Source organism: Pedobacter kyungheensis, assembly GCF_000812965.1.
Classification (GTDB): domain Bacteria; phylum Bacteroidota; class Bacteroidia; order Sphingobacteriales; family Sphingobacteriaceae; genus Pedobacter; species Pedobacter kyungheensis.
In genome coordinates, this window is sequence record NZ_JSYN01000020.1 from 179,516 (window position 1) to 198,795 (window position 19,280).

General features: G+C 39.9%; 17 protein-coding genes. 9 read left to right on the forward strand and 8 right to left on the reverse strand.

Features of this window, described 5'->3' with window-relative positions; translation table 11 throughout:
• Positions 1-48: 48 nt before the first annotated feature.
• From OC25_RS17340 to OC25_RS17355, 4 genes are all read right to left on the reverse strand, one after another.
• Positions 49-939 (reverse strand): SMP-30/gluconolactonase/LRE family protein, encoded by an 891-nt coding sequence (locus OC25_RS17340; protein WP_039478595.1) that lies wholly within the window; start codon positions 937-939, stop codon positions 49-51.
• A 212-nt stretch (positions 940-1,151) separates the two neighbouring features.
• Positions 1,152-2,912 carry an ABC transporter ATP-binding protein gene (locus tag OC25_RS17345; protein WP_039478598.1) on the reverse strand — a complete coding sequence of 587 codons (1,761 nt, stop codon included), beginning with the start codon at positions 2,910-2,912 and terminating at the stop codon, positions 1,152-1,154.
• On the reverse strand, positions 2,896-4,632 hold the full coding sequence (locus OC25_RS17350; RefSeq protein WP_039478600.1) for an ABC transporter ATP-binding protein: 1,737 nt from the start codon (positions 4,630-4,632) through the stop codon (positions 2,896-2,898). The genes OC25_RS17345 and OC25_RS17350 overlap by 17 nt, the downstream gene beginning before the upstream one ends.
• A gap of 200 nt (positions 4,633-4,832) precedes the next feature.
• Positions 4,833-5,435 carry an LURP-one-related/scramblase family protein gene (locus OC25_RS17355; RefSeq protein ID WP_039478683.1) on the reverse strand — a complete coding sequence of 201 codons (603 nt, stop codon included), beginning with the start codon at positions 5,433-5,435 and terminating at the stop codon, positions 4,833-4,835.
• A gap of 316 nt (positions 5,436-5,751) precedes the next feature.
• On the opposite strand from OC25_RS17355, the gene OC25_RS17360 reads away from it, so the two are divergent.
• Positions 5,752-6,594: a CvfB family protein gene (locus tag OC25_RS17360; RefSeq protein WP_039478602.1), complete on the forward strand. Its 843-nt coding sequence runs from the start codon at positions 5,752-5,754 to the stop codon at positions 6,592-6,594.
• 424 nt (positions 6,595-7,018) lie between these two features.
• On the opposite strand, the gene OC25_RS17365 is transcribed toward OC25_RS17360, so the two are convergent.
• The 3 genes from OC25_RS17365 to OC25_RS17375 all read right to left on the reverse strand — a co-directional run bounded on the left by OC25_RS17365 (position 7,019) and on the right by OC25_RS17375 (position 10,725).
• Positions 7,019-7,690, reverse strand: coding sequence for an MCP four helix bundle domain-containing protein (locus OC25_RS17365; protein WP_039478604.1), 672 nt, complete (start codon positions 7,688-7,690; stop codon positions 7,019-7,021).
• Between the two features lie 167 nt (positions 7,691-7,857).
• The gene (locus OC25_RS17370) at positions 7,858-9,291 is read right to left on the reverse strand and encodes an ATP-dependent DNA helicase (protein WP_039478606.1); all 1,434 of its coding nucleotides are present in this window, start codon (positions 9,289-9,291) and stop codon (positions 7,858-7,860) included.
• A gap of 294 nt (positions 9,292-9,585) precedes the next feature.
• Entirely contained in the window at positions 9,586-10,725 is a 1,140-nt protein-coding gene (locus tag OC25_RS17375) for a putative sensor domain DACNV-containing protein (RefSeq protein ID WP_039478608.1), read from the reverse strand.
• A 331-nt stretch (positions 10,726-11,056) separates the two neighbouring features.
• Here OC25_RS17375 and OC25_RS17380 point away from each other — a divergent pair, with 331 nt between their 5' ends.
• The 5 genes from OC25_RS17380 (at position 11,057) to OC25_RS17400 (ending at position 14,354) form a co-directional block, all read left to right on the forward strand.
• Positions 11,057-11,863, forward strand: coding sequence for a DUF3822 family protein (locus OC25_RS17380; RefSeq protein ID WP_039478610.1), 807 nt, complete (start codon positions 11,057-11,059; stop codon positions 11,861-11,863).
• Positions 11,854-12,390 (forward strand): 16S rRNA (guanine(966)-N(2))-methyltransferase RsmD, encoded by a 537-nt coding sequence (gene rsmD / locus OC25_RS17385; RefSeq protein WP_039478612.1) that lies wholly within the window; start codon positions 11,854-11,856, stop codon positions 12,388-12,390. The genes OC25_RS17380 and rsmD overlap by 10 nt, the downstream gene beginning before the upstream one ends.
• Positions 12,391-12,529: 139 nt before the next feature.
• On the forward strand, positions 12,530-12,991 hold the full coding sequence (coaD, locus tag OC25_RS17390; protein ID WP_039478613.1) for a pantetheine-phosphate adenylyltransferase: 462 nt from the start codon (positions 12,530-12,532) through the stop codon (positions 12,989-12,991).
• Between the two features lie 264 nt (positions 12,992-13,255).
• Positions 13,256-13,759, forward strand: a complete 504-nt coding sequence (locus OC25_RS17395) for an RNA polymerase sigma factor (protein ID WP_039478616.1) — start codon at positions 13,256-13,258, stop codon at positions 13,757-13,759.
• Positions 13,749-14,354: a hypothetical protein gene (locus OC25_RS17400; protein ID WP_039478619.1), complete on the forward strand. Its 606-nt coding sequence runs from the start codon at positions 13,749-13,751 to the stop codon at positions 14,352-14,354. The genes OC25_RS17395 and OC25_RS17400 overlap by 11 nt, the downstream gene beginning before the upstream one ends.
• Positions 14,355-14,465: 111 nt before the next feature.
• Here OC25_RS17400 and OC25_RS17405 read toward each other — a convergent pair whose 3' ends face one another.
• Positions 14,466-15,077, reverse strand: a complete 612-nt coding sequence (locus OC25_RS17405) for an NUDIX hydrolase (protein WP_039478621.1) — start codon at positions 15,075-15,077, stop codon at positions 14,466-14,468.
• Between OC25_RS17405 and pyrE the strand changes: the two genes are divergently transcribed.
• From pyrE to OC25_RS17420, 3 genes are all read left to right on the forward strand, one after another.
• Complete coding sequence (pyrE, locus tag OC25_RS17410; protein WP_039478623.1) at positions 15,076-15,735, forward strand: orotate phosphoribosyltransferase; 660 nt, start codon at positions 15,076-15,078, stop codon at positions 15,733-15,735. The genes OC25_RS17405 and pyrE overlap by 2 nt on opposite strands.
• A 24-nt stretch (positions 15,736-15,759) precedes the next feature.
• Complete coding sequence (locus tag OC25_RS17415; protein ID WP_039478626.1) at positions 15,760-16,158, forward strand: SRPBCC family protein; 399 nt, start codon at positions 15,760-15,762, stop codon at positions 16,156-16,158.
• Between the two features lie 143 nt (positions 16,159-16,301).
• Positions 16,302-18,962, forward strand: coding sequence for an alpha-L-rhamnosidase (locus OC25_RS17420; protein WP_039478685.1), 2,661 nt, complete (start codon positions 16,302-16,304; stop codon positions 18,960-18,962).
• Positions 18,963-19,280 lie beyond the last annotated feature (318 nt).

Below are 19,280 nucleotides of genomic sequence, written 5' to 3' on the forward strand. Positions count from 1 at the left end.
ACATAGAACAAAATATTAAACTTTCAAAATTTACTGAAAATAAAAAATCTATTCTACTCCCCTCGCATTTACCGGGATGGTATAAAGCGATTTTGAAGCGGTGATGAAAAGTATATTTTTTTGTTTCCCACCAAAGCAAATATTTCCGCACCACTCTTCTGGTATATCAATGTGGCCAATTAATTCTCCTGAAGGTTTGTAAATATTGACGCCTTTCCCGGTTACATAAAGATTGCCATCGGTATCGAGGGTCATCCCATCCGAGTGCTGGTTTAAAAACAGGGTTTGATTGCTTAAAGAGGTATTGGCCTCAATGTTATAGCGGTAAGTTTTGTTGGCTTTCATATCGGCCACATACAAAAACTTGCCGTCTGGTGTACCTACAATGCCGTTGGGTTTTAATACATTGTCTGCAACCACAAGAGCTGTTTTCTTACCTTTTGGCAGATAATATACCCTTTGAGGTTCAATTTCAGGCGATTTACGCGTCCAGTAATCGCGCTGATAATAAGGGTCGGTAAAGTAAATACCACCTTTGGCATCCAGCCAGATATCATTCGGCCCGTTTACCTTTTTCCCTTTAAAATCGCTAAAAAGTACTCTAACCTTTTTATTTTTATCTATCGACCAGATTTCGTTGTGTTCATCGGCGCAAACGATCAAATTGCCTTTTTTATCAAAATAAGTACCGTTGGCCCTCCCCGATTTATCCATGTAGACCGTCAGTTTACCATCCGTTCCATATTTCCAGATTTTATCGTTGGGCTGATCGGTAAAAAAAACATTGCCTTGCTTATCTACCGAAGCACCTTCGGTAAATTTAAACTGCGATGAAACCAGTTTTAAGCTATCCTGAATAAAAATGTTTTGTTTAGGGGCTTGTGCAACTGCTGCTAAACTAATGGCCGAAAATGCCAGCGCGAAAAAATATCTTTTCATTAATGATGATTTGATTAGACTTAAAAGTTACCAACCTGTAAGGTCTATAAAAATATTAACTTACGTGCTTTCCTTTGCGTAACATATTTAATGCATCATTATGTTAGTCGGGATTTATAATCCCGACTGCACGGACTAAGGATTTTCAATCCTTTGTGGATTAAAAATCTACAGCACATGAAATCGAGATTGCAAATCTCTACTAACCAAGATTAACTTACCCTTTTTCCCTTCAATAACATATCCAAAGCATCGTTTAATGTTCCGGCCTTTTGTACTTCACCTTCATTCACGAAATAAATCTCATCGGCATTTTCGATGGTATTTAAACGGTGTGCAATAATAACCAGGGTGGTTTCTTTCGACAGTTTATTTAAAATGCTGCCCAAAAGCTGCTCGGTTATGGTATCGATATTGGCTGTGGCTTCATCTAAGATCAACAGTTCGGGGTTGCGCAGCACAGCGCGCATAAAGGCTATTAATTGCTTCTGTCCTAAACTAATGCTATCTGCTAAAGAGTTGATTGGTGTATTCAATCCTTCGTCAAAAATGGCCAGCAGGGCATTTAAATTGGCTTCTTTAATTATTTTCTCCAGTTCCTCATCGCTAACATGCTGATACTGACTATTGCCGTACAGGATATTATCTTTCACCGTTCCGGTAAATAGAAAAGGCTCCTGTAAGATAAAGCCTATTTTTTGTGTACGCTCAGCCGCCGAGAATGAACGGATATCTTTACCATTTAGCAGCACAGTACCTTTGGTGGCATCATACAAACGCGAAATTAAAGAGGCTGTAGTGGTTTTACCGCCGCCGGTTGGTCCAATTAACGCATAAGTTTTACCTTTCTCGAATTTGAGGTTAATGTTGTGCAAAATCTCTTTCGATTCATCATAAGAAAAATGTACGTTTTTAAACTCGAGCAAAGCATCAGACGATGCAGTTCCTTTATCTTCGATCTGCCTTAAATCGCTCTCCAATGTTAAGATTTGCGAAATCCGATCCCAGCTGGCCATTGCCACCTGAAAACTTGTCCAAAGGGCTGCCAGTTGCCTCAATGGATTATAAAAATTGGTGGTGTAAGCAATGTAACTCACCAATAAACCCAATGTAAAACTGCCTGTAGAAATTAAATAAATACCAAATAACAGCGTAATCAGTTGTGCAGTGCTTGATAGCAGCCCGTACACCGGTACAAAAATATTATTGGCCAAACCTGCAGCAATAGCAGTTTTATAGTTTTGTTTGTTGGCTTCATCAAAACGTTTCCTGAAATAATCGCGCCTGTTAAAAGCAATAATCACCTTAAAATTATTCAGACTTTCCTGAATTTCGGCACTCATACCGCCTACACTTTTTAAGTTTACAGCGTTTTTCCGTTTAACCCAGGGTGATAGGGTGATGGTGAAAAGTACAATCCCTAATGCAGGTGTTAATGTTGCTGCTCCTAATTCGAAATTGATGGAAAGCAGGAAAATACCTGCACCAATCATAGTTGCAATGCTACTGATAAACTGCATCAGCGACTGCGAAAAAAACTGGTTTACTTTATCCGTATCGTTATTTACCCGCGAGATGAGATCACCAGCCTTGTTCTGATTAAAAAATGAAACCGGAAACTCCTGCAATTTGTTAAAAATGGCATTACGCAAGGTATACAACATGCGCTGACCTATCCCGCCCATTAATTTGGTTTGCGTATAGCCTGTAACCATCGCAACCATGTACATGCCCAGCAAAATACCACCAAAAACCAATACCCCATGAAACTGCTTGGTACGGATGTAAGTATCGACCGTATGGCCAACCAGCAGTGGTCCCAATAATAGCAATCCCGAGTTAATTAATATGATAACAAGCGCCAGCCAAAGGTTTTTACGCTCTGCAGAAATCAGTTTAAGCAGGCTATTGAGCGATTTAAAAGTAGATTGCTTCTCGCGCTTTTCGCTAAGCTGATTAAGATTGTAGTTCATAATTACTGGTGCTCTGTTGTGAATTGTAAATCTGAACGTACTCAGGACTGCTTTTCAGCAATTCCTGATGGGTTCCTTCTGCAATAATTTCTCCCTGCATCAGCAAAATTACCTGGTCATAATGTTCAACAGAAGCTATTTTTTGGGTAACGGAAATCAGGGTTAAACCAGGATAGTTTTGCTGAATATTAGCTAAAATCCTTTTTTCAGTATTGGTATCTACCCGCGCAGTAAAATCATCGAGCAGCAATACCTTAGGGTTTAGTGCGAGTGCCCTAGCCAGCATAATACGCTGCTTTTGTCCGCCCGACAGACTGCTGCCCCGTTCAGAAATAATGGTGTTTAACTGATCGGGCAAGGCTTCTATAAAATCTTTAAGCTCGGCTGTGGCTATGGCTTTAGCTAAAAATTCATCGGTAACGGTATCGCTAAAGGCAATATTTTCGCGGATACTCATGTTAAACATAATGCTATCCTGAAATACAAAACCTACCTGTTTATGGAACTCTTCCTGGTTATAATTTTTAATTTCGTGGCCATCAAACAGTACTTCGCCGCTTTCGGGCTCAATTAATCCGGTTAAAATATACAGCAATTGCGTTTTACCTGCTGCTGTTGGGCCAATAATGGCCGTTTTAGAACCTGCCCTGGCAACAAAGGAAACGTCTTTTAAAATAGGTTTTTGTCCAAAGTTTAAGCTAATATTTTTACCTGCTACCGCGCCCTGCAATGTGGTGGTTAAGGTACCGGGATGATTAACTTCTGCTGCATTTAATACACTTTCAATACGCTGGTAAGAGGCTGTAGCCTGAGCAATTACATTGCTCATGAAGCCTATCACCAAAATAGGAAAAATAATAAGCGACAGGTAGCTGCTAAAAGCGGCAAACTCACCCAGGCTCATTGAATCGGTGATTACAAAATGACCGCCCAAAACCAAAATACATAAACCCGATAAATTGGAAACAAATATGATGATGGGAATAAGACCGGCAAAAAGCCGCAGAATAGACAGTCCTAAATCCCTCGCTTTGGCATTCGCATCTAAAAACTTATCGTATTCGAGCTGTTGCGAGTTAATTACACGAATTAAAGCCGAACCTAAAATGCTCTCACTGATTACTTTATTTAACCAATCGATTACTTCCCTGCTCTTTTTAAACAATACCCTTACTTTACTCAACACAAAGAAAAAAGCCCCGCCAATAATGGGTACAATGGCAATAACACAAAGCGCCAGTTTCCAGTTGATACTTAAAAGCAGGATACTTGCACCTACAATTAAAAAGATAGAAGAACAGATAGAAACAATGGCCTGCGACACAAACATCTTAATCGAATCGACATCGGCGGTAAGATTGGTTAACAGTTTTGAGGGGTTTGCCTGAAGAATATAAGCATGGCTTTGCCTCGAAATCTGATCCGAAAGCTTGGTCCTCAAATCGCGTGCTACCCGCTCTGATGCATAGGTTTGTATGATACTCTGCAAATAGGTAAAAATAAAAACGAGTACAATGGCACCGGCAAATTGAAGCAGGATAGATTGAAGGTGAAATGTTTTGTTGGTATAAGAGTCGATTCCGTGTGCAATGATTTTGGGTAAGAGCAGGTTTATACCATTACTTAGCAAGGCAAACAGGATCAGCATTAAAATCAGGCCGCGGTAATTTCCTAATAAGCTGAAAATACTGGGTTTCTTGGCTGCTTTGGGTTTTTCCATTCAACGAGGTACCTTAAATTGTTGACCTCAAATTTAACCCAATTATTTGATTTCGTTTGTAAGAAAATTATGAATAAACGATTGAAGAATTGAATTATTGAATGAGCGAATGTATATGCAAACCCTCACTCAATAATTCGCTCACTTTAATTATTGGCATTCCCAACAATTAAACAGTTTATCAATTTAAACCATTAACCCTATTTGCTTTCCTTCAAAACCATATCAATGGTGATGGCAGTAGCAACAATAGCCACTTTCTGATCGCTCTCTGCGTAATTGGGATCAATAGAAACATTATACTTATCGGCGGTGGTGAATATTTCTTTCATCGCTCCGGCCCATTTCTTGTTAATTTTACCCAGTTCGGCACCTGCATTATTGGTGATATTGAAATTCCAGGCTTTCCAGTCGCCGGTTATTTTGGCAATCTCATCGCCCGAAACCGGGTTCGAAATGGTAAACGTAGGTTTAAAAAACTTAAATTTTTGTTTAATAATCCCTACTTCAACACCCATCGGATCGGTAACGGTAATCTTCGACATCCAGAAAGTCCAGCCCCTGCTGATGGTTGCCTGTAACTGGTCGTTTACATCCGTTATTTCCAGTTTAAAAGGCATCATACGCTTATCAATCAATAAGGTCAGGGCCTTTTGCCAGCCACTGATGCGCTGTTTAATGATACCGATTTGTGCACCCTGGTCGTTGTAAACCTTGTACTCGTTTGCAAACTTTAAAAAGTTTACTTTTTCGTCAATAAAATACTCGTCGCTAAGAAAAAATGTTGGAATCTGCTTATTCATATATGGATCATATTTAGATAAGCTGCTAAAATATATAAAAAATTTAATGAATACCCGCAATTTGGGAATCTGATGTTTTTTTAAAATTGAAGCGCAGGGATATTCGCTTTTTTTAAAGTACAGTCCTGCCATCCGCTTTACTGCGTGCCCGCTTCTGTCAGGGCTAAAAACCACAGGCTTGTGCAGGATAAACCGGCATAGTTGTACAAATTTGGCTGGCTAATCGTTATTAAAAATTTAAATCGGGCAGAGCCTCTAAAGATTGTTACCTTTGCAGAGCAAAAGCCATTGAAGAAAATGGTTAAACCCACAAAAAATGATTGAAATAGGAAAATACAACGAATTAAGAGTATTAAGCAAAAGCGAAGCTGGTTTAAATTTAACCGATGGTGATAAAATGGTGATCCTACCCTACGTACATGTACCTAAAGGGCTCGAAATTGGCGATAATGTCTCTGTTTTCGTATTTGTACAAAAAGATGGTCGCTTAACGGGTACTACACAAAAAGCCTACGCCGAGGTTGGCGATTTTGCTTTTTTAAAGGTTGTATCAGATGAAGACGGCGTATTTATGGATTTAGGTATTGATAAAGACGTTTATGTACCAGACCGTGAGCAAAAAAGGCCGATGCAGAAAGGCTATAAATATGTAGTTTACGTCTACCTGGATGAAAGTAACGACCGTTTACTGGCTTCATCTAAACTTTACGATTTTGTAGAAGAAGAAAACTTCGATTTCGAAGAGGGCGACGAGGTAAGTTTATTGATTACCGAAGAAACCGACCTGGGTTTTAATGCCATTATTAACAATACTTACATTGGCTTATTGTATCACAACGAGGTTTTTGATAACATCCAGATTGGCGATACACGTAAAGGATGGATTAAAAAAATCCGTGTAGAAGGTAAAATCGATCTTACGTTGCAGCCAAGTGGTTACGGCCATATTTTAGATTCGAAAGAAGTGATTTTAGCTGCACTTAAAAAGAGTGGCGGTGTAATCGAGCTGGGCGATAAAAGCTCGCCTGAAGAGATCTATCACCGTTTCCAGATCAGCAAAAGTGCATTTAAGAAAACCATTGGTTCTTTATATAAAGAGCGTTTAATTATGCTTTCTGATGACTCGATCAGATTGTTAAGCGATGATGATGCGGAGTAATCCCGTATTATCAGCCACAGATGCACAGATTTAACACGGATTATTTTTCTGTGTTTTCCGTGCATCCACGCCTGAACGGCTGGGCAGGCATGACAATATTCAACCACAGATAAAAAGGATTAACACAGATTTAAATTAATCTGTGTTTCCGTGGCAAAAAAACTTAGTGACTTCGTGTCTTAGTGGTAAAAAAGAATCCAAGATAGTTTTCTGTGCCTTCCGTGTATCCGTGGCTCAACCTTAAATAATTCAGCCACGGAGACTCAGATTTCACGGATTAGTTTTCTGTGCCTTCCGTGTATCCGTGGCTGAACGGCTGGGCAGGCGTAACAATATTCAACCACAGATAAAAAAGATTAACACAGATTTAAAGTTAAATAATTGTCTTTTATTTACTTTAATCAGTGTAATCTGTGGCTAAAAATTAATTCAGATTAAACTTCTCATTATTGATCTTCACTGCATTTGAAGCAGAAATAATGGCCACAATCATAATCCCGATTGCAATGGCCAGGATAACCTGCACGGTAGAGTAAACCTTAGTACCTGAAACAAAGATTTTCGAATCCTTAATCAGTTCATCGCCTACCTTCGACTGGATTTTAATCAAAGCCGAAAGCTTATCGAAAGTTTGATGGGCAGCACTGCGGCCAACCGATTCGTAAACTTTTTTGCCTTCTGCAATACCCAGGCTCAGTGCTTTATTTTCGAGGGCTTTCTGCACAGCAAGTGCATTTTTTAAATCGTTTAAGAAGCTTTTCTCCTGTTTTACCAGTAAGGTTAGCCCGTATTTATGCATTGCCGAATCAATTTTCTGATTATGCTGATCTATTTTAGAAATGGTATGCGCAACAGGCACAGTACTATCCGTAATAAAAGCATCCTGGAGTACTTCATTTTTATGATACAGGTTTTCGGCAATAAAATACAAATCAGTTGCCGGTACCAGCCTGTCGTTATACATCGAAATAAAAGATTCGTTAATTTTCTTCACGCTTTTATCTTCCAGAAAACGAATCAGCAGCGTACAGCACATGATGCAAAACAGCAAAAAGGCAATTTTAACTTTGTTTTTGAGGCTAAAAGCAAATTTCATATTTAGTTATTATAATTTGGACCACAAAGTCACGAAGACACAAAAAATCAGGGCTTCAAAACTCATCTTATTATCAGCATTCAATAATTAGCGATGATAAACATATTAAAATAGCAAACCTTTGTGACTTTGCGTCTTAGTGGTTATTTTCAATTTAAGTAATTATATTAATAGTAATCTTCCTGTGCCGTCTTTGCAAAAAGCTGTGGCGCAAAATTGACTAAATATAGTTCTTTTTTTGCACGGGTTACAGCGGTGTATAACCAGCGCAGAAAATCGAGATCGATCATATCTTCGGTTAAATACCCCTGATCGGCAAATACAGCTTCCCACTGTCCGCCCTGCGCTTTATGACAGGTTACTGCATAGGCAAACTTAATCTGTAAGGCGTTGTAAAAAGGATCAGCCTTAATGGCCAGCATTCTTTGGCGCTTATTGGCAATGTGCTCGTAATCTTCGTTAAGCCCATCGAAAAGTTTTTTATTTTGCTCATAAGGTAAATTGGCCGATTCTAAATTCAACGTATCGAGCATTACCTTACAGCTAATCTGACCCGCAGCCGGAAAATCCATAAATTCGAGTGTAGCATCGGCAAAGCGGAAGCCATAACGCTCTTCTTCTCCCCGTACGCGAATTACCCGGGCCATATCGCCGTTGGCAATAAAAGCCGTTTCATCGTTATCGGGCAACCAGAAATAATTATTCCGGACCACCATAATCTGGTCGCCACCGGTTAGCTCCTCTTCGCGGTAAAGCAAACGCGCTCTGATTTGCTGGTTATACACGTTGGCCGTTTTATTGGAGCGACAAACCACCAGTGTATTTTCGATGCCGAATTTGCGGTAAGCATATTCCAGCCCCTCTACCAAACGGGCACCGGGCATATTGTAAATATCCTGATAATTTTTAGTCAGAAATTTAGGTAAAGGTTTTTCAGGATTTTTAGCAATCTGGTTACGCAGCATGGTAGCATTAGCTAAAATACCCGACTTTTTTTCCTGCCTCACTACTTCTTTTAACTCTATTGAAGTAACCGAGAGATAAAAATGATCTTTCAGGTATTGCTCGTTTAAGGCGGGGCTATCTAAACTTCCCACGGGAGGAAGCTGTGCAGTATCGCCAACAAAAACCAAAAAGCAATTCTTATCATTATACACAAACTCCAGCAAATCGCGTAGTATCGACGAACCGGTTTCGTTAAACTCGTCGGCAATCATCGAGGCCTCATCAATAATAAAAACGGTATTATCAACCAGATTGGGTGCCAGCTGAAACTGCATTTCGGGCGAAGTAGCTGAGCGTTTGCGGTAAATTCTTTTGTGTATAGTTAAAGCTTTGCGATTAGTGTATTGACTCATTACCTTCGCCGCCCTACCGGTTGGAGCCAGTAGCTCGCTCTTGAGGCCAAATTTAGCCAAAACCTTCACCAAAGCCGCCACCGATGTGGTTTTACCCGTACCGGCATAACCTTTTAATACAAAACAACGTTCTTCGTCATCATCCTGCAAAAAGGCAGACATCCGCTCGCAAAAAAGCATCTGCTCTTTGGTGGGTGGATGTGCGTAAGCCTGGGCAATCAGTTGACTTTTATCGGTAATCATTTTTTATCAGTGGTTAACTGTTTAAATTGCTGGAAATGGTTAATTGTTTTGGGTGTTGCAAGGAAACCTGAGTATATAGCACAGGTTCTGTTGAATAAACCGTATTGCAGTGATATCCTTTTTTGTTCAATTAACGGCAAAATTAGCATTTACATTCACAAAAAAGATTTAACGGAAAGACGGACTGCTTTTTCCGAAGTGCAGTAGCTTACATTTTCAATAGAATAATACTATCGCTGTGCCCTATGCGCTTTGCTCCCTACTCTTTGCTCCACGCCCTCTGCTCTCCGCCCCCTACAATAGCAGTGTCTCTATACGGTGTGCCATTACCATATTTTGTTTTTTGCTGTGGCTAAAAATGGTAAAATGCCCATCCTGCGAAGCAACCAGACCAATGGCATCGGGTTGGTCGTTTACAAACTGGGCTACAGAGAAGTGTCTGGTACCTCCCAGCTGACCAGGATATAGGATTTTATCTTCACCACCTAAAATCGGTTCAGAAAAAGCAATCTGCTCAACTGTGGGTTTACCTTTTGCGCGACCAATTTTAGCGCCAAAGGCGATTAAACCAAATTCTTCGTTAATAATTGTAGCCCCATCAACAGCAGTTAAACCAGCTAAATGATCAACTTCACGGCGAACCGCACCTTGTGAGAAAATCTCGCTTTGGTTACCACTTTGCTTGGCCAGATTGGATAAGCCACAGAAAGGAGGCTCAACTAGGTACTGAATGGGATGAATTATTGATTCTTCCCACTTGGTATCGCCTTTGGGCACAATTAACAAGGCCCCACCGCGCCCATGGGCACGCATAGAAACTGCAAACTGAATAAGAATATTAATCGGATCGTTCCAGCTGGCCAGAACGGTTAAATCGAGTAAAGCTTTTAAAATAGGTGGACAATCGCGGTTCGTACAGCTTGTATCATCCACAATCCTGATTTGCTCTCCTTTAAGCACCGCTACATTGGTAAATTTGCCTATGCCATAAATCCTGCGGTGTTTAATTACAATCAAACCCGGTTCCGAAACGTCAACTACAAAGCAGAAGTTCGGGATATTTAGCGTAGTTCCCCAGATATATAATTCGCCATCTTCTTCCCATACCCCCAAATGAATCCCCGAACGTTCAATTCCTGGTGCTATCTTAGTTAAAGTATTGGCATTTAAAGCCAGTTTTTTAGCAAAACGCAGTGGTTTAGAAGCCTGATCGGGTGGTAAAAAGGCAATAGAGATCCGTGGCGAATGCCCTTCCTCCTTGCGCAAACTGCTCCAGAACGCCACATCTATAATCGCTTCAATAACATTACTGCCGGGCTGGGTAGCCAAATCTACCTCACCTTGAGCAATGGCATTTTTATGCAGTTTAATAAAATGTTGCTCAATAGTGGCCGCAATCGTGTTTGCTGCTTTGTAGGTAGGCTTGTAACTCATGTTCCGAATTTAAGCCGAATATTTTGATTTTTGAATAACTGAAAGGTTTGATTTAGGTAAAAATAAGTTTAAGCGGTTAACTGTTTAAATCGGTTAACTGTGCCTTACAGAATAGTTTATTAAACTATAGAAACCTCAGCACATTCTGTATTAAAAAAATATAATCTGTTCAATTATCATATTAACCACCAGGACGTGAAGAAACAAAGTCAGCTTTTCATGCAATTTCAAGTCTCATATCTCATATCTCCAATCTCACATCTTTCTACTCCAAATCAAAATTTAGCCCATACCTTGCTGTTAATCCTTAAAAAAACCTATTTTTGTTTCAATGAGTAACAACAGCCTTTTATTAGTCGACCCGAATTTTAAAGCTGATGCATCTGTAAACTGCCATTTATTATTAAAAATAACGAATGATAGCTTTTCTTATGCAGTGGTAAATAAGGATACGGATGAGATTAAATTAATTTTCGACAAACAAGGCTGTGATGATGTGCAAGAGGATTTAAAAACAGCTTTTGAAACCGATCAGTACCTCTCGCTCAGTTATGCCGAAATTAAAGCTGCTGTACATACTGCCAATTTTATCTTCATTCCGGATGAATGGTTTGATGCCGAAAACCTTGCTGTTTACTCCAACTACCTGGGAACAGATGCAAAAATTTATACAAAGCGTAACCCGGCTTTAGGTTTTAATACCGTTTTCTGTTTAAACGATGAAGTAAAAACGCATTTACCTGAAAATGCGAACCTGTTTCCACAATCTGAACCTTTGGTTGCACTGTTTAACCACCTGGCAGATGAATCGCTATTGATTGATTTTACAGCAATCTCTTTTAACGTACTGTATACTAAGAATAAGAAGGTTGTTTTCCAAAACCATTACCAATCAGAAAATGCCGAAGAATTTAATTATTTCCTGTTGCTGATTATTGAGCAGCTTGGGTTAAACGACAGCATTCCGGTTTACATTCAGGGTATTATTAACGAAGATGACGAGCATTACAACTGCCTGTTAAAATATTTCAATCAACTTTATTTCTTTCTTCCTGCGGGAAAACAAAACAGCGAATTGTTAGCAGATATGCCCAAGCACTATTTCAGCGGTTTGCTTGCTTTAGATTTATGCGAATAATTGGTGGCAAATTAAAGGGTATCCGCTTGCAGCCTCCTGCAAACTTACCGGTACGTCCTACAACTGATATGGCTAAAGAAGCCTTATTTAACATCCTGGGTAACCGCTATGATTTCGAAAACTGCACTGTTTTAGATTTATTTTGTGGCACAGGCAATTTAACTTTCGAGTTTGCCTCGCGCGATGCCGAAAGCATTCTGGCTGTTGATATGGATTACGGTTGCGTAAACTGGGTTAAAAATACGGCAAAGAAATATGAATTTGACCAGGTAGAAGTGCGTAAAGGCGATGTTTTTAAATTATTGAAACAGCTAACCGGTGCTTACGACCTCATTTTTGCTGATCCACCTTACCATTTACCCAACATTCCGCAACTACCTGTTTTGGTGCAGGAACAACAGTTACTTAAACCCGGAGGTTTGCTGGTAGTAGAACACCAGAGCAACATGCGGCTAAATAACCAGCCCGGTTATCAGGAAACGAGGAAATATGGTAATTCATCGTTTAGCTTTTTTGAGTTTAGCTAAATACGAATTTAATTTACCAAAGACATAAAAAAACTGTCAGCTGGTAACAGCTGACAGCACTCAAACCAGGGCTGGTCAAGATTTGCGTCCGTCCATTTTACCTCTTCCATTTTACAACCATACCTTTTATATTTGACGTATGAAGATTGCGCTATTTCCAGGTTCTTTTGATCCGATAACTATTGCACATGTAAACATTCTGCAACGTGCTACTCCCCTGTTCGATAAGATTGTAATCGGTATTGGTTTAAATAGTTCGAAACAGAACTTCCTTACTGCCGAGCAGCGTTTACAGATCTTAAATACCGTTTTTGAGGGTTATCAGAACATCGAAGTGCAAACCTACGAAGGTTTAACCGTTGATTTTTGTCGCAAAATTAACGCTACCTACATGGTACGAGGCATCCGTTCGGCTGCTGATTTTGAATACGAAAGGGCCATTGCGCAGATTAACCAAACCATGATGCCCGAAGTAGAAACCATTTTACTATTAAGCAAACCCGAATATTCGGCCATTAGCTCCACCATTGTACGCGATATTTTAAGAAACCACGGCGATGTGAGTCCGTTTGTGCCGCAAGAGGCGCTTAAATTTCTGTAATTACGCGTGTTGTCAGGTGTTACCACCTGACAGACTAGGGTTATTTATTAGTCACCTATGACAGTGCTGTTGGATGTTACCATCCGACAGATTTCTCATCCATTATCAATCGTATTTCTGCAAAAAATTCCAGCTAAGGTATCAGATAGTAATATCTGACGCCAATAATTATCCGTGTTTATCTTTTTTATCTGTGGTTAAATATTATTTATAACTTAATCTGTAACGTTTAAAAGAATCTGTTACTAATGTGTTATACATTCAATGAAAGAAACAGAAAACATATTTCTCGACCTGATTAACCAGCATAAAGCGATTATACATAAAGTTTCGAAAATGTATACGGATGGTACTGAAGAACAGCGGGATCTGTTTCAGGAAATTGTGTTGCAGCTCTGGAAAGCTTACCCAGGCTTTAAAGGCAACAGCAAATTCTCGACCTGGATGTATAGAGTTTCGTTAAACACCGCGTTGGTTTATTTTAAAAAAGATCAGCGAAAAGTAGACAAAACTCCATTAGACGCGCATATTGATGTGATGGATAACACCGAAAGCGATCAGAAAGAAGAAAAACTAGCCTATCTCTACAAAGCTGTACAGGAATTAAATGCAGTTGAAAAGGCACTGATTTTTCTTTTTCTCGAAAATCAATCGCATAAAGAGATTGCCGAAAACCTGGGCATTAGTGAACTTAATGCAAGGGTACGACTCAACAGAACCAAAGAAAAATTACAAATCATTATCAAGAAAAACGGTTATGAATTTTGACGATATTAAAAATGACTGGAATAATCCAGATGTGGGAGCAGAAACCATTTCGGCCAGCATGTTAAAGGTAAAGGAAGCCCATACCCCGATCGATATCATCAGAAAAAAAATGAAACATGAGTTTTTTTACCAGATTTTCTTTCTGGTTATCATGTTCTTTTTACCGGTAATGATATCATTTTCTGCCACTACCCAAATGGCATACTTAGCCTGCTATGCCATCATTTGTGGCTTTTCTGCTTATTACTTTTTTAAATTTTACAAGTTCTACAAAAACTCTTATGATATGAGTATGGACAGCAGGAAAAGCATTTTGTGGTTTTATTACGAAATGAAACTGAATATAGAGCTTTACAAGGCATTAACCTATATAGTTGCTTTTATCGCCGTAGCCTTTGGTGCAATCTATATCCTGGTAGAACAAAACGCAGATCTTTCTAAAATATTAGCCAAACTATCGCCGGTGTATATCCTGCTGAATTGTTTTATCAGTATTCTGATTATAGGCATAATTACCGAGCTTTGGGCCTGGTATTATTATGGTAAATATTTAAAACGGGTTAAAAAAGTGGTAGATGAACTGGATTTTGAATAAGCGAATCCAAAGTGCTGTCAGGTGTTACCACCTGACAGGTTCCGGTTATTTATTTTGATGATTATCACTGTGTCAGATCGTAATATCTGACACCACAGAAACCTTTATATCTTACAAAATCCCACCGGCGCGCATTACATCCATAATAGATGGAAATGTGTTTTTAATTACCGGACCAACATGATTTTTATCCAGCCATACTGCTTGCTCAATTCCTTCTTCCTTCTGTGGAATTAAATTGGGCTCACCTTTAACGATCATCTTGTACCAGTTTGTTTTTTTAATCACCATTTTGGTGCCCATTGGGTAAACATGGTAGGTTTTGCACAACTTTTCTTCCCGCCTTAAAACTTTAATGCCACATTCTTCTTCTACCTCCCTAACTGCGGTTTCTTTCATATTTTCGCCATCTTCCAGCTTACCTTTAGGCAAATCCCATTTCTTGTTTCTGAAAATAAAAAGGTAGTTGTTATTGGCACTTTCTACCAATCCGCCAGCCGCTTTAATTATGGTACAATCTTTTTTTAGCTTTCTAAAAGTCTCCTGGGGATTCTTTGTTAAGAAAATGTAGCTTTTTTTAGACCCATTTTTTAATTTTTTATAAAATGTTTGCAAATCAAAATCCTGAAATTCAAGCTGTTGAATCTTTTCTTTTTGTTCTGGTAAAACATCTGATATAAACAAGGTGTTATCGTTAATATAAATTCTGTAATTTTGGGCCATGTATAATAAAAGTGATATTGAATTAAAGGTAGCTGAATTTTTATTACAAATAAAGGCAATTAAATTACAACCTAATAATCCTTTTACCTGGGCATCTGGTTGGAAGTCGCCAATTTATTGCGATAACCGGATTACCCTTTCCCATCCTCAGGTTAGAACCTACATCCGTCAGAAACTTGCACAAGCCATTCAGGAAGAGTTTGGCTCGGTAGATGTAATTGCCGGAGTGGCAACAGCCGGAATTCCGCAAGGCGTTTTGGTAGCTCAGGAATTAGGCCTTCCTTTTATCTATGTTAGATCGAAAGCCAAAGAACACGGTACCGGAAGCTTAATTGAAGGTGAAGTGGTAGAAGGACAACGCGTGGTGGTAATCGAAGATTTGATCTCAACCGGAAAAAGCAGCTTACAGGCTGTTGAGGCTTTAAGGGCCGCAGGTTTATCTGTAGCCGGTTTAGCCGCAATCTTTACTTACGGTTTCGAAAAAGCGGATGAAAACTTTTCAGCTGCAAAATGCCGTTACTTAACTTTATCAAACTATGGTGCATTAATCGAGTATGCTGCCGAGCACAGCATTATTGCGAAAAGTGACATGGAATTATTGAGCAAATGGCGCTTAAACCCATCAGAATGGGGCCAGGCTTTAAGTTCAGAGTCTTAACACACAAAAACAAAACCATATATAATGACGATTATTGAAAGCGCTGTAGAAGTAAATAAACCCGTAGCGGAGGTTTATGCCTTTCTATCTAACATGAACAATCATCAACAACTGATGCCAGAGAATATCTATAACTGGGAATCAACAGAGGATGAAGCACGTTTTACCATTCAAAACATGGCAAAACTGGCCATTAAAATCTCTAATCGTATTGAAAATCAAGAATTGACCGCCATCCCTACTGAGAAAGCACCTTTCGAAGTAGAATTAAAATGGACGTTAAACGATAATGGTAATGGTACCACCACAGCAAAACACATCATCTCTGCTGATTTAAATATGATGATGAAAATGCTGGCTTCGGGTCCCTTGCAAAAACTGGTCGATCATCAGACACAAAAGCTGAAAGAGATATTAGGATAAGCTCCTGACGCTATACCAATAGCATTTAGCAGCTTATTTCAAAAAAGCGAAGCCTGGTCTTCGCTTTTTTTATGCGTAAAAAATCCATTGCGCTTTGCCCATCCACGCATTATTTTGATACCTTAGTTTCAAATACCAAACAAATGAAATCTAAGTTGCTGCAATTTTCTGCTTTATTTTTAATGCTCGCGCCAGTAGCCAGTGTATCTGCCCAAACCACACTAACGGCGTTAAAAACTGAATATTTAATCAATCCAATTGGATTAGATAACCCCAATCCCCGGTTTACCTGGCAAATGAACGATGCTACGCCCGGCGCCAGACAGCTTACCTACCGCATTTTGGTCAACACCGATTCAGCCGCATTGCTTAACGGAAAAGCTACCCTGTGGAATACGGGCTGGCAGCAGTCAGACCTGAACTTAACCACTTATTCGGGTCAGTCACTAAAACCTTTTACTAAATATTTTTGGCGGCTAGATATTACCAACGGAAATAAAAAAACGGCAAGCAAAATTTCGGCTTTCGAAATGGGCATGATGAATATGGCCAACTGGCAGGGCGCCTGGATTTCTGATAATGAAAATGTTAAATTAAAGCCTGCCCCCTATTTCCGTCATACCTTTTCAACCGGTAAAAAAATAAAATCGGCCCGGGCCTATATGGCTGCTGCCGGTTTATACGAACTTTCCATTAACGGTAAAAAGATTGGCAACCACCGTATGAACCCAATGTATACCCGTTTCGACAGGAGAACATTATATGTAACTTACGATGTAACGCAGGAAATAAATCAGGGCAATAATGCCATTGGTGTGCTGCTGGGCAATGGCTGGTACAACCACCAATCTACAGCGGTTTGGTATTTCGATCGTGCCCCCTGGCGCAACAGGCCTACTTTCTGCTTCGATTTAAGGATTACCTACGAAGATGGCACCACCGAAACCATTAAATCGGGCAAAGACTGGAAAACGGCGCTAAGCCCCATTGTTTTTAACAGCATTTATACTGCCGAGCATTACGATGCCCGCATGGAAAAACCAGGCTGGAATACGGTAAGTTTTGATGATAAAGATTGGAAAGCGGTAATTTACCGTTCGGCACCATCGCGAAATATTGTGGCACAGGCGTTGCACCCCATCCGCAATGTGGAAGAAATTACCACCAAAACGATAAAGAAAATTAACGATACCACCTACCTCTTCGATCTGGGCCGGAACATTGCCGGGGTGAGCAAGATTAAGTTAAATGGTCCTGCGGGTACGGTAGTGCGTTTAAAACATGGCGAACGCTTATACCCCAACGGCCGGTTGGATGTTTCGAATATCGATGCCCACTACCGTCCAACCGATAATACCGATCCCTTTCAAACCGATATCCTGATTTTAAGTGGCAAAGGTGCACAATCGTTTATGCCTCACTTCAATTATAAAGGTTTTCAGTATGTTGAGGTTACCACTTCTACTCTTATCGAATTAAAAAAAGAAGACCTCGTAGGCTATTTTATGCATAGCGATGTTCCGACGGTTGGCGATGTTAAATCGACAGATCCCATCATCAATAAAATTTATTACGCAACCAATAATTCCTATTTATCGAACCTCTTCGGTTACCCAACCGATTGCCCGCAGCGTGAAAAAAACGGCTGGACAGGCGATGCGCAAATTGCCATAGAAACCGGTCTCTATGGCTTTGATGGCATTACCATTTACGAAAAATGGCTGGCCGATCACCGTGACGAACAACAACCCAACGGCGTTTTACCTTCTATTATCCCAACCGATGGCTGGGGTTACGAATGGGGCAACGGCCCCGACTGGACCAGCACCATTGCCATTATCCCCTGGAATGTTTACCTGTTTTATGGTGATAAAAAATTACTGGCAGATTGCTACGAAAACATCAGAAAATACGTTAACCACATTGATGAAAACTACCCTACTGGCTTAACAACCTGGGGTTTAGGCGACTGGATTCCGGTAAAATCAAAATCGCCTGTAGAGCTTACCTCTACCTGTTATTATTATGCAGACGTGGTGATTTTAGCCAAAGCAGCCAAAATTTTAGGTAAAAATGCCGATTATGAAAAATACAATACATTGGCACAGAAAATCAAAACTGCATTTAACGCCAAATACCTGGATAAGCAAAAAGGGATTTATGGCACAGGTATACAAACCGAAATGAGCGTGCCTTTGTATTGGAAAATTGTTCCTGAAGAATCGAGGCAACTGGTAGCCCAAAACCTGGCCAAACGGGTTGAAGCCGATGGTTTCCATCTGGATGTAGGTTTGCTGGGTACCAAAGCCATTTTAAATGCTTTGAGCGAAAACGGTTATGCGGATATGGCCTATAAAGTTGCGGCACAAAAAACTTACCCTAGCTGGGGCTGGTGGATGGAAAACGGAGCCACTACCTTGTACGAAAACTGGCCAATTGATGCCAAATCGGATATTTCGATGAACCATATCATGTTTGGCGAAATTGGCGCCTGGCTGTATAAATCGCCGGGTGGTATCAGACCTGATGAAAAGCAGCCTGGTTTTAAACACATTATTTTAGAACCTCATGTTGTAGCAGGTTTGGATGGTTTCGAAGCGAGTCACGTTGGGCCTTACGGGAAGATTATCAGTAATTGGAAAAGAACACAAAAAGGTGTAACGTATAACATTGTCATACCTCCTAATTCGACTGCCAGCATGGAGCTTCCAGTTGTTCGCGATATGGAAATTTTGGTTAATGGTAAAATTAGCAGTAACAAAATAGAACTTACAGCCGGAAAATATACTATAGATACAAAATAAACCTTACAGGTTTTAATAGCGCGATAGCAAAGAAACCTGTAAGGTTTAAACCTGCATGTTGGGTTTCGGTCGGTGAGACACTGACGGATAATTAGTAAAAAGACCTCGCAGGTTTTAAAAACCTGCGAGGTCTGATAGCGGTAATCCCGCGTTAGGGATTTCTATGGCATAATCAAGGAAAGAGTATAGTTTTTTTCATAAGGGCTATTTCTTTTGATCACGGCTAAAGCCAAAGCAAGTAGTTTGTTCCTTACGGCATTAATAACGGACATTTTATGTTTTCCTTCGCTAACTTTTCTCTTGAAATAATCCTTAAAA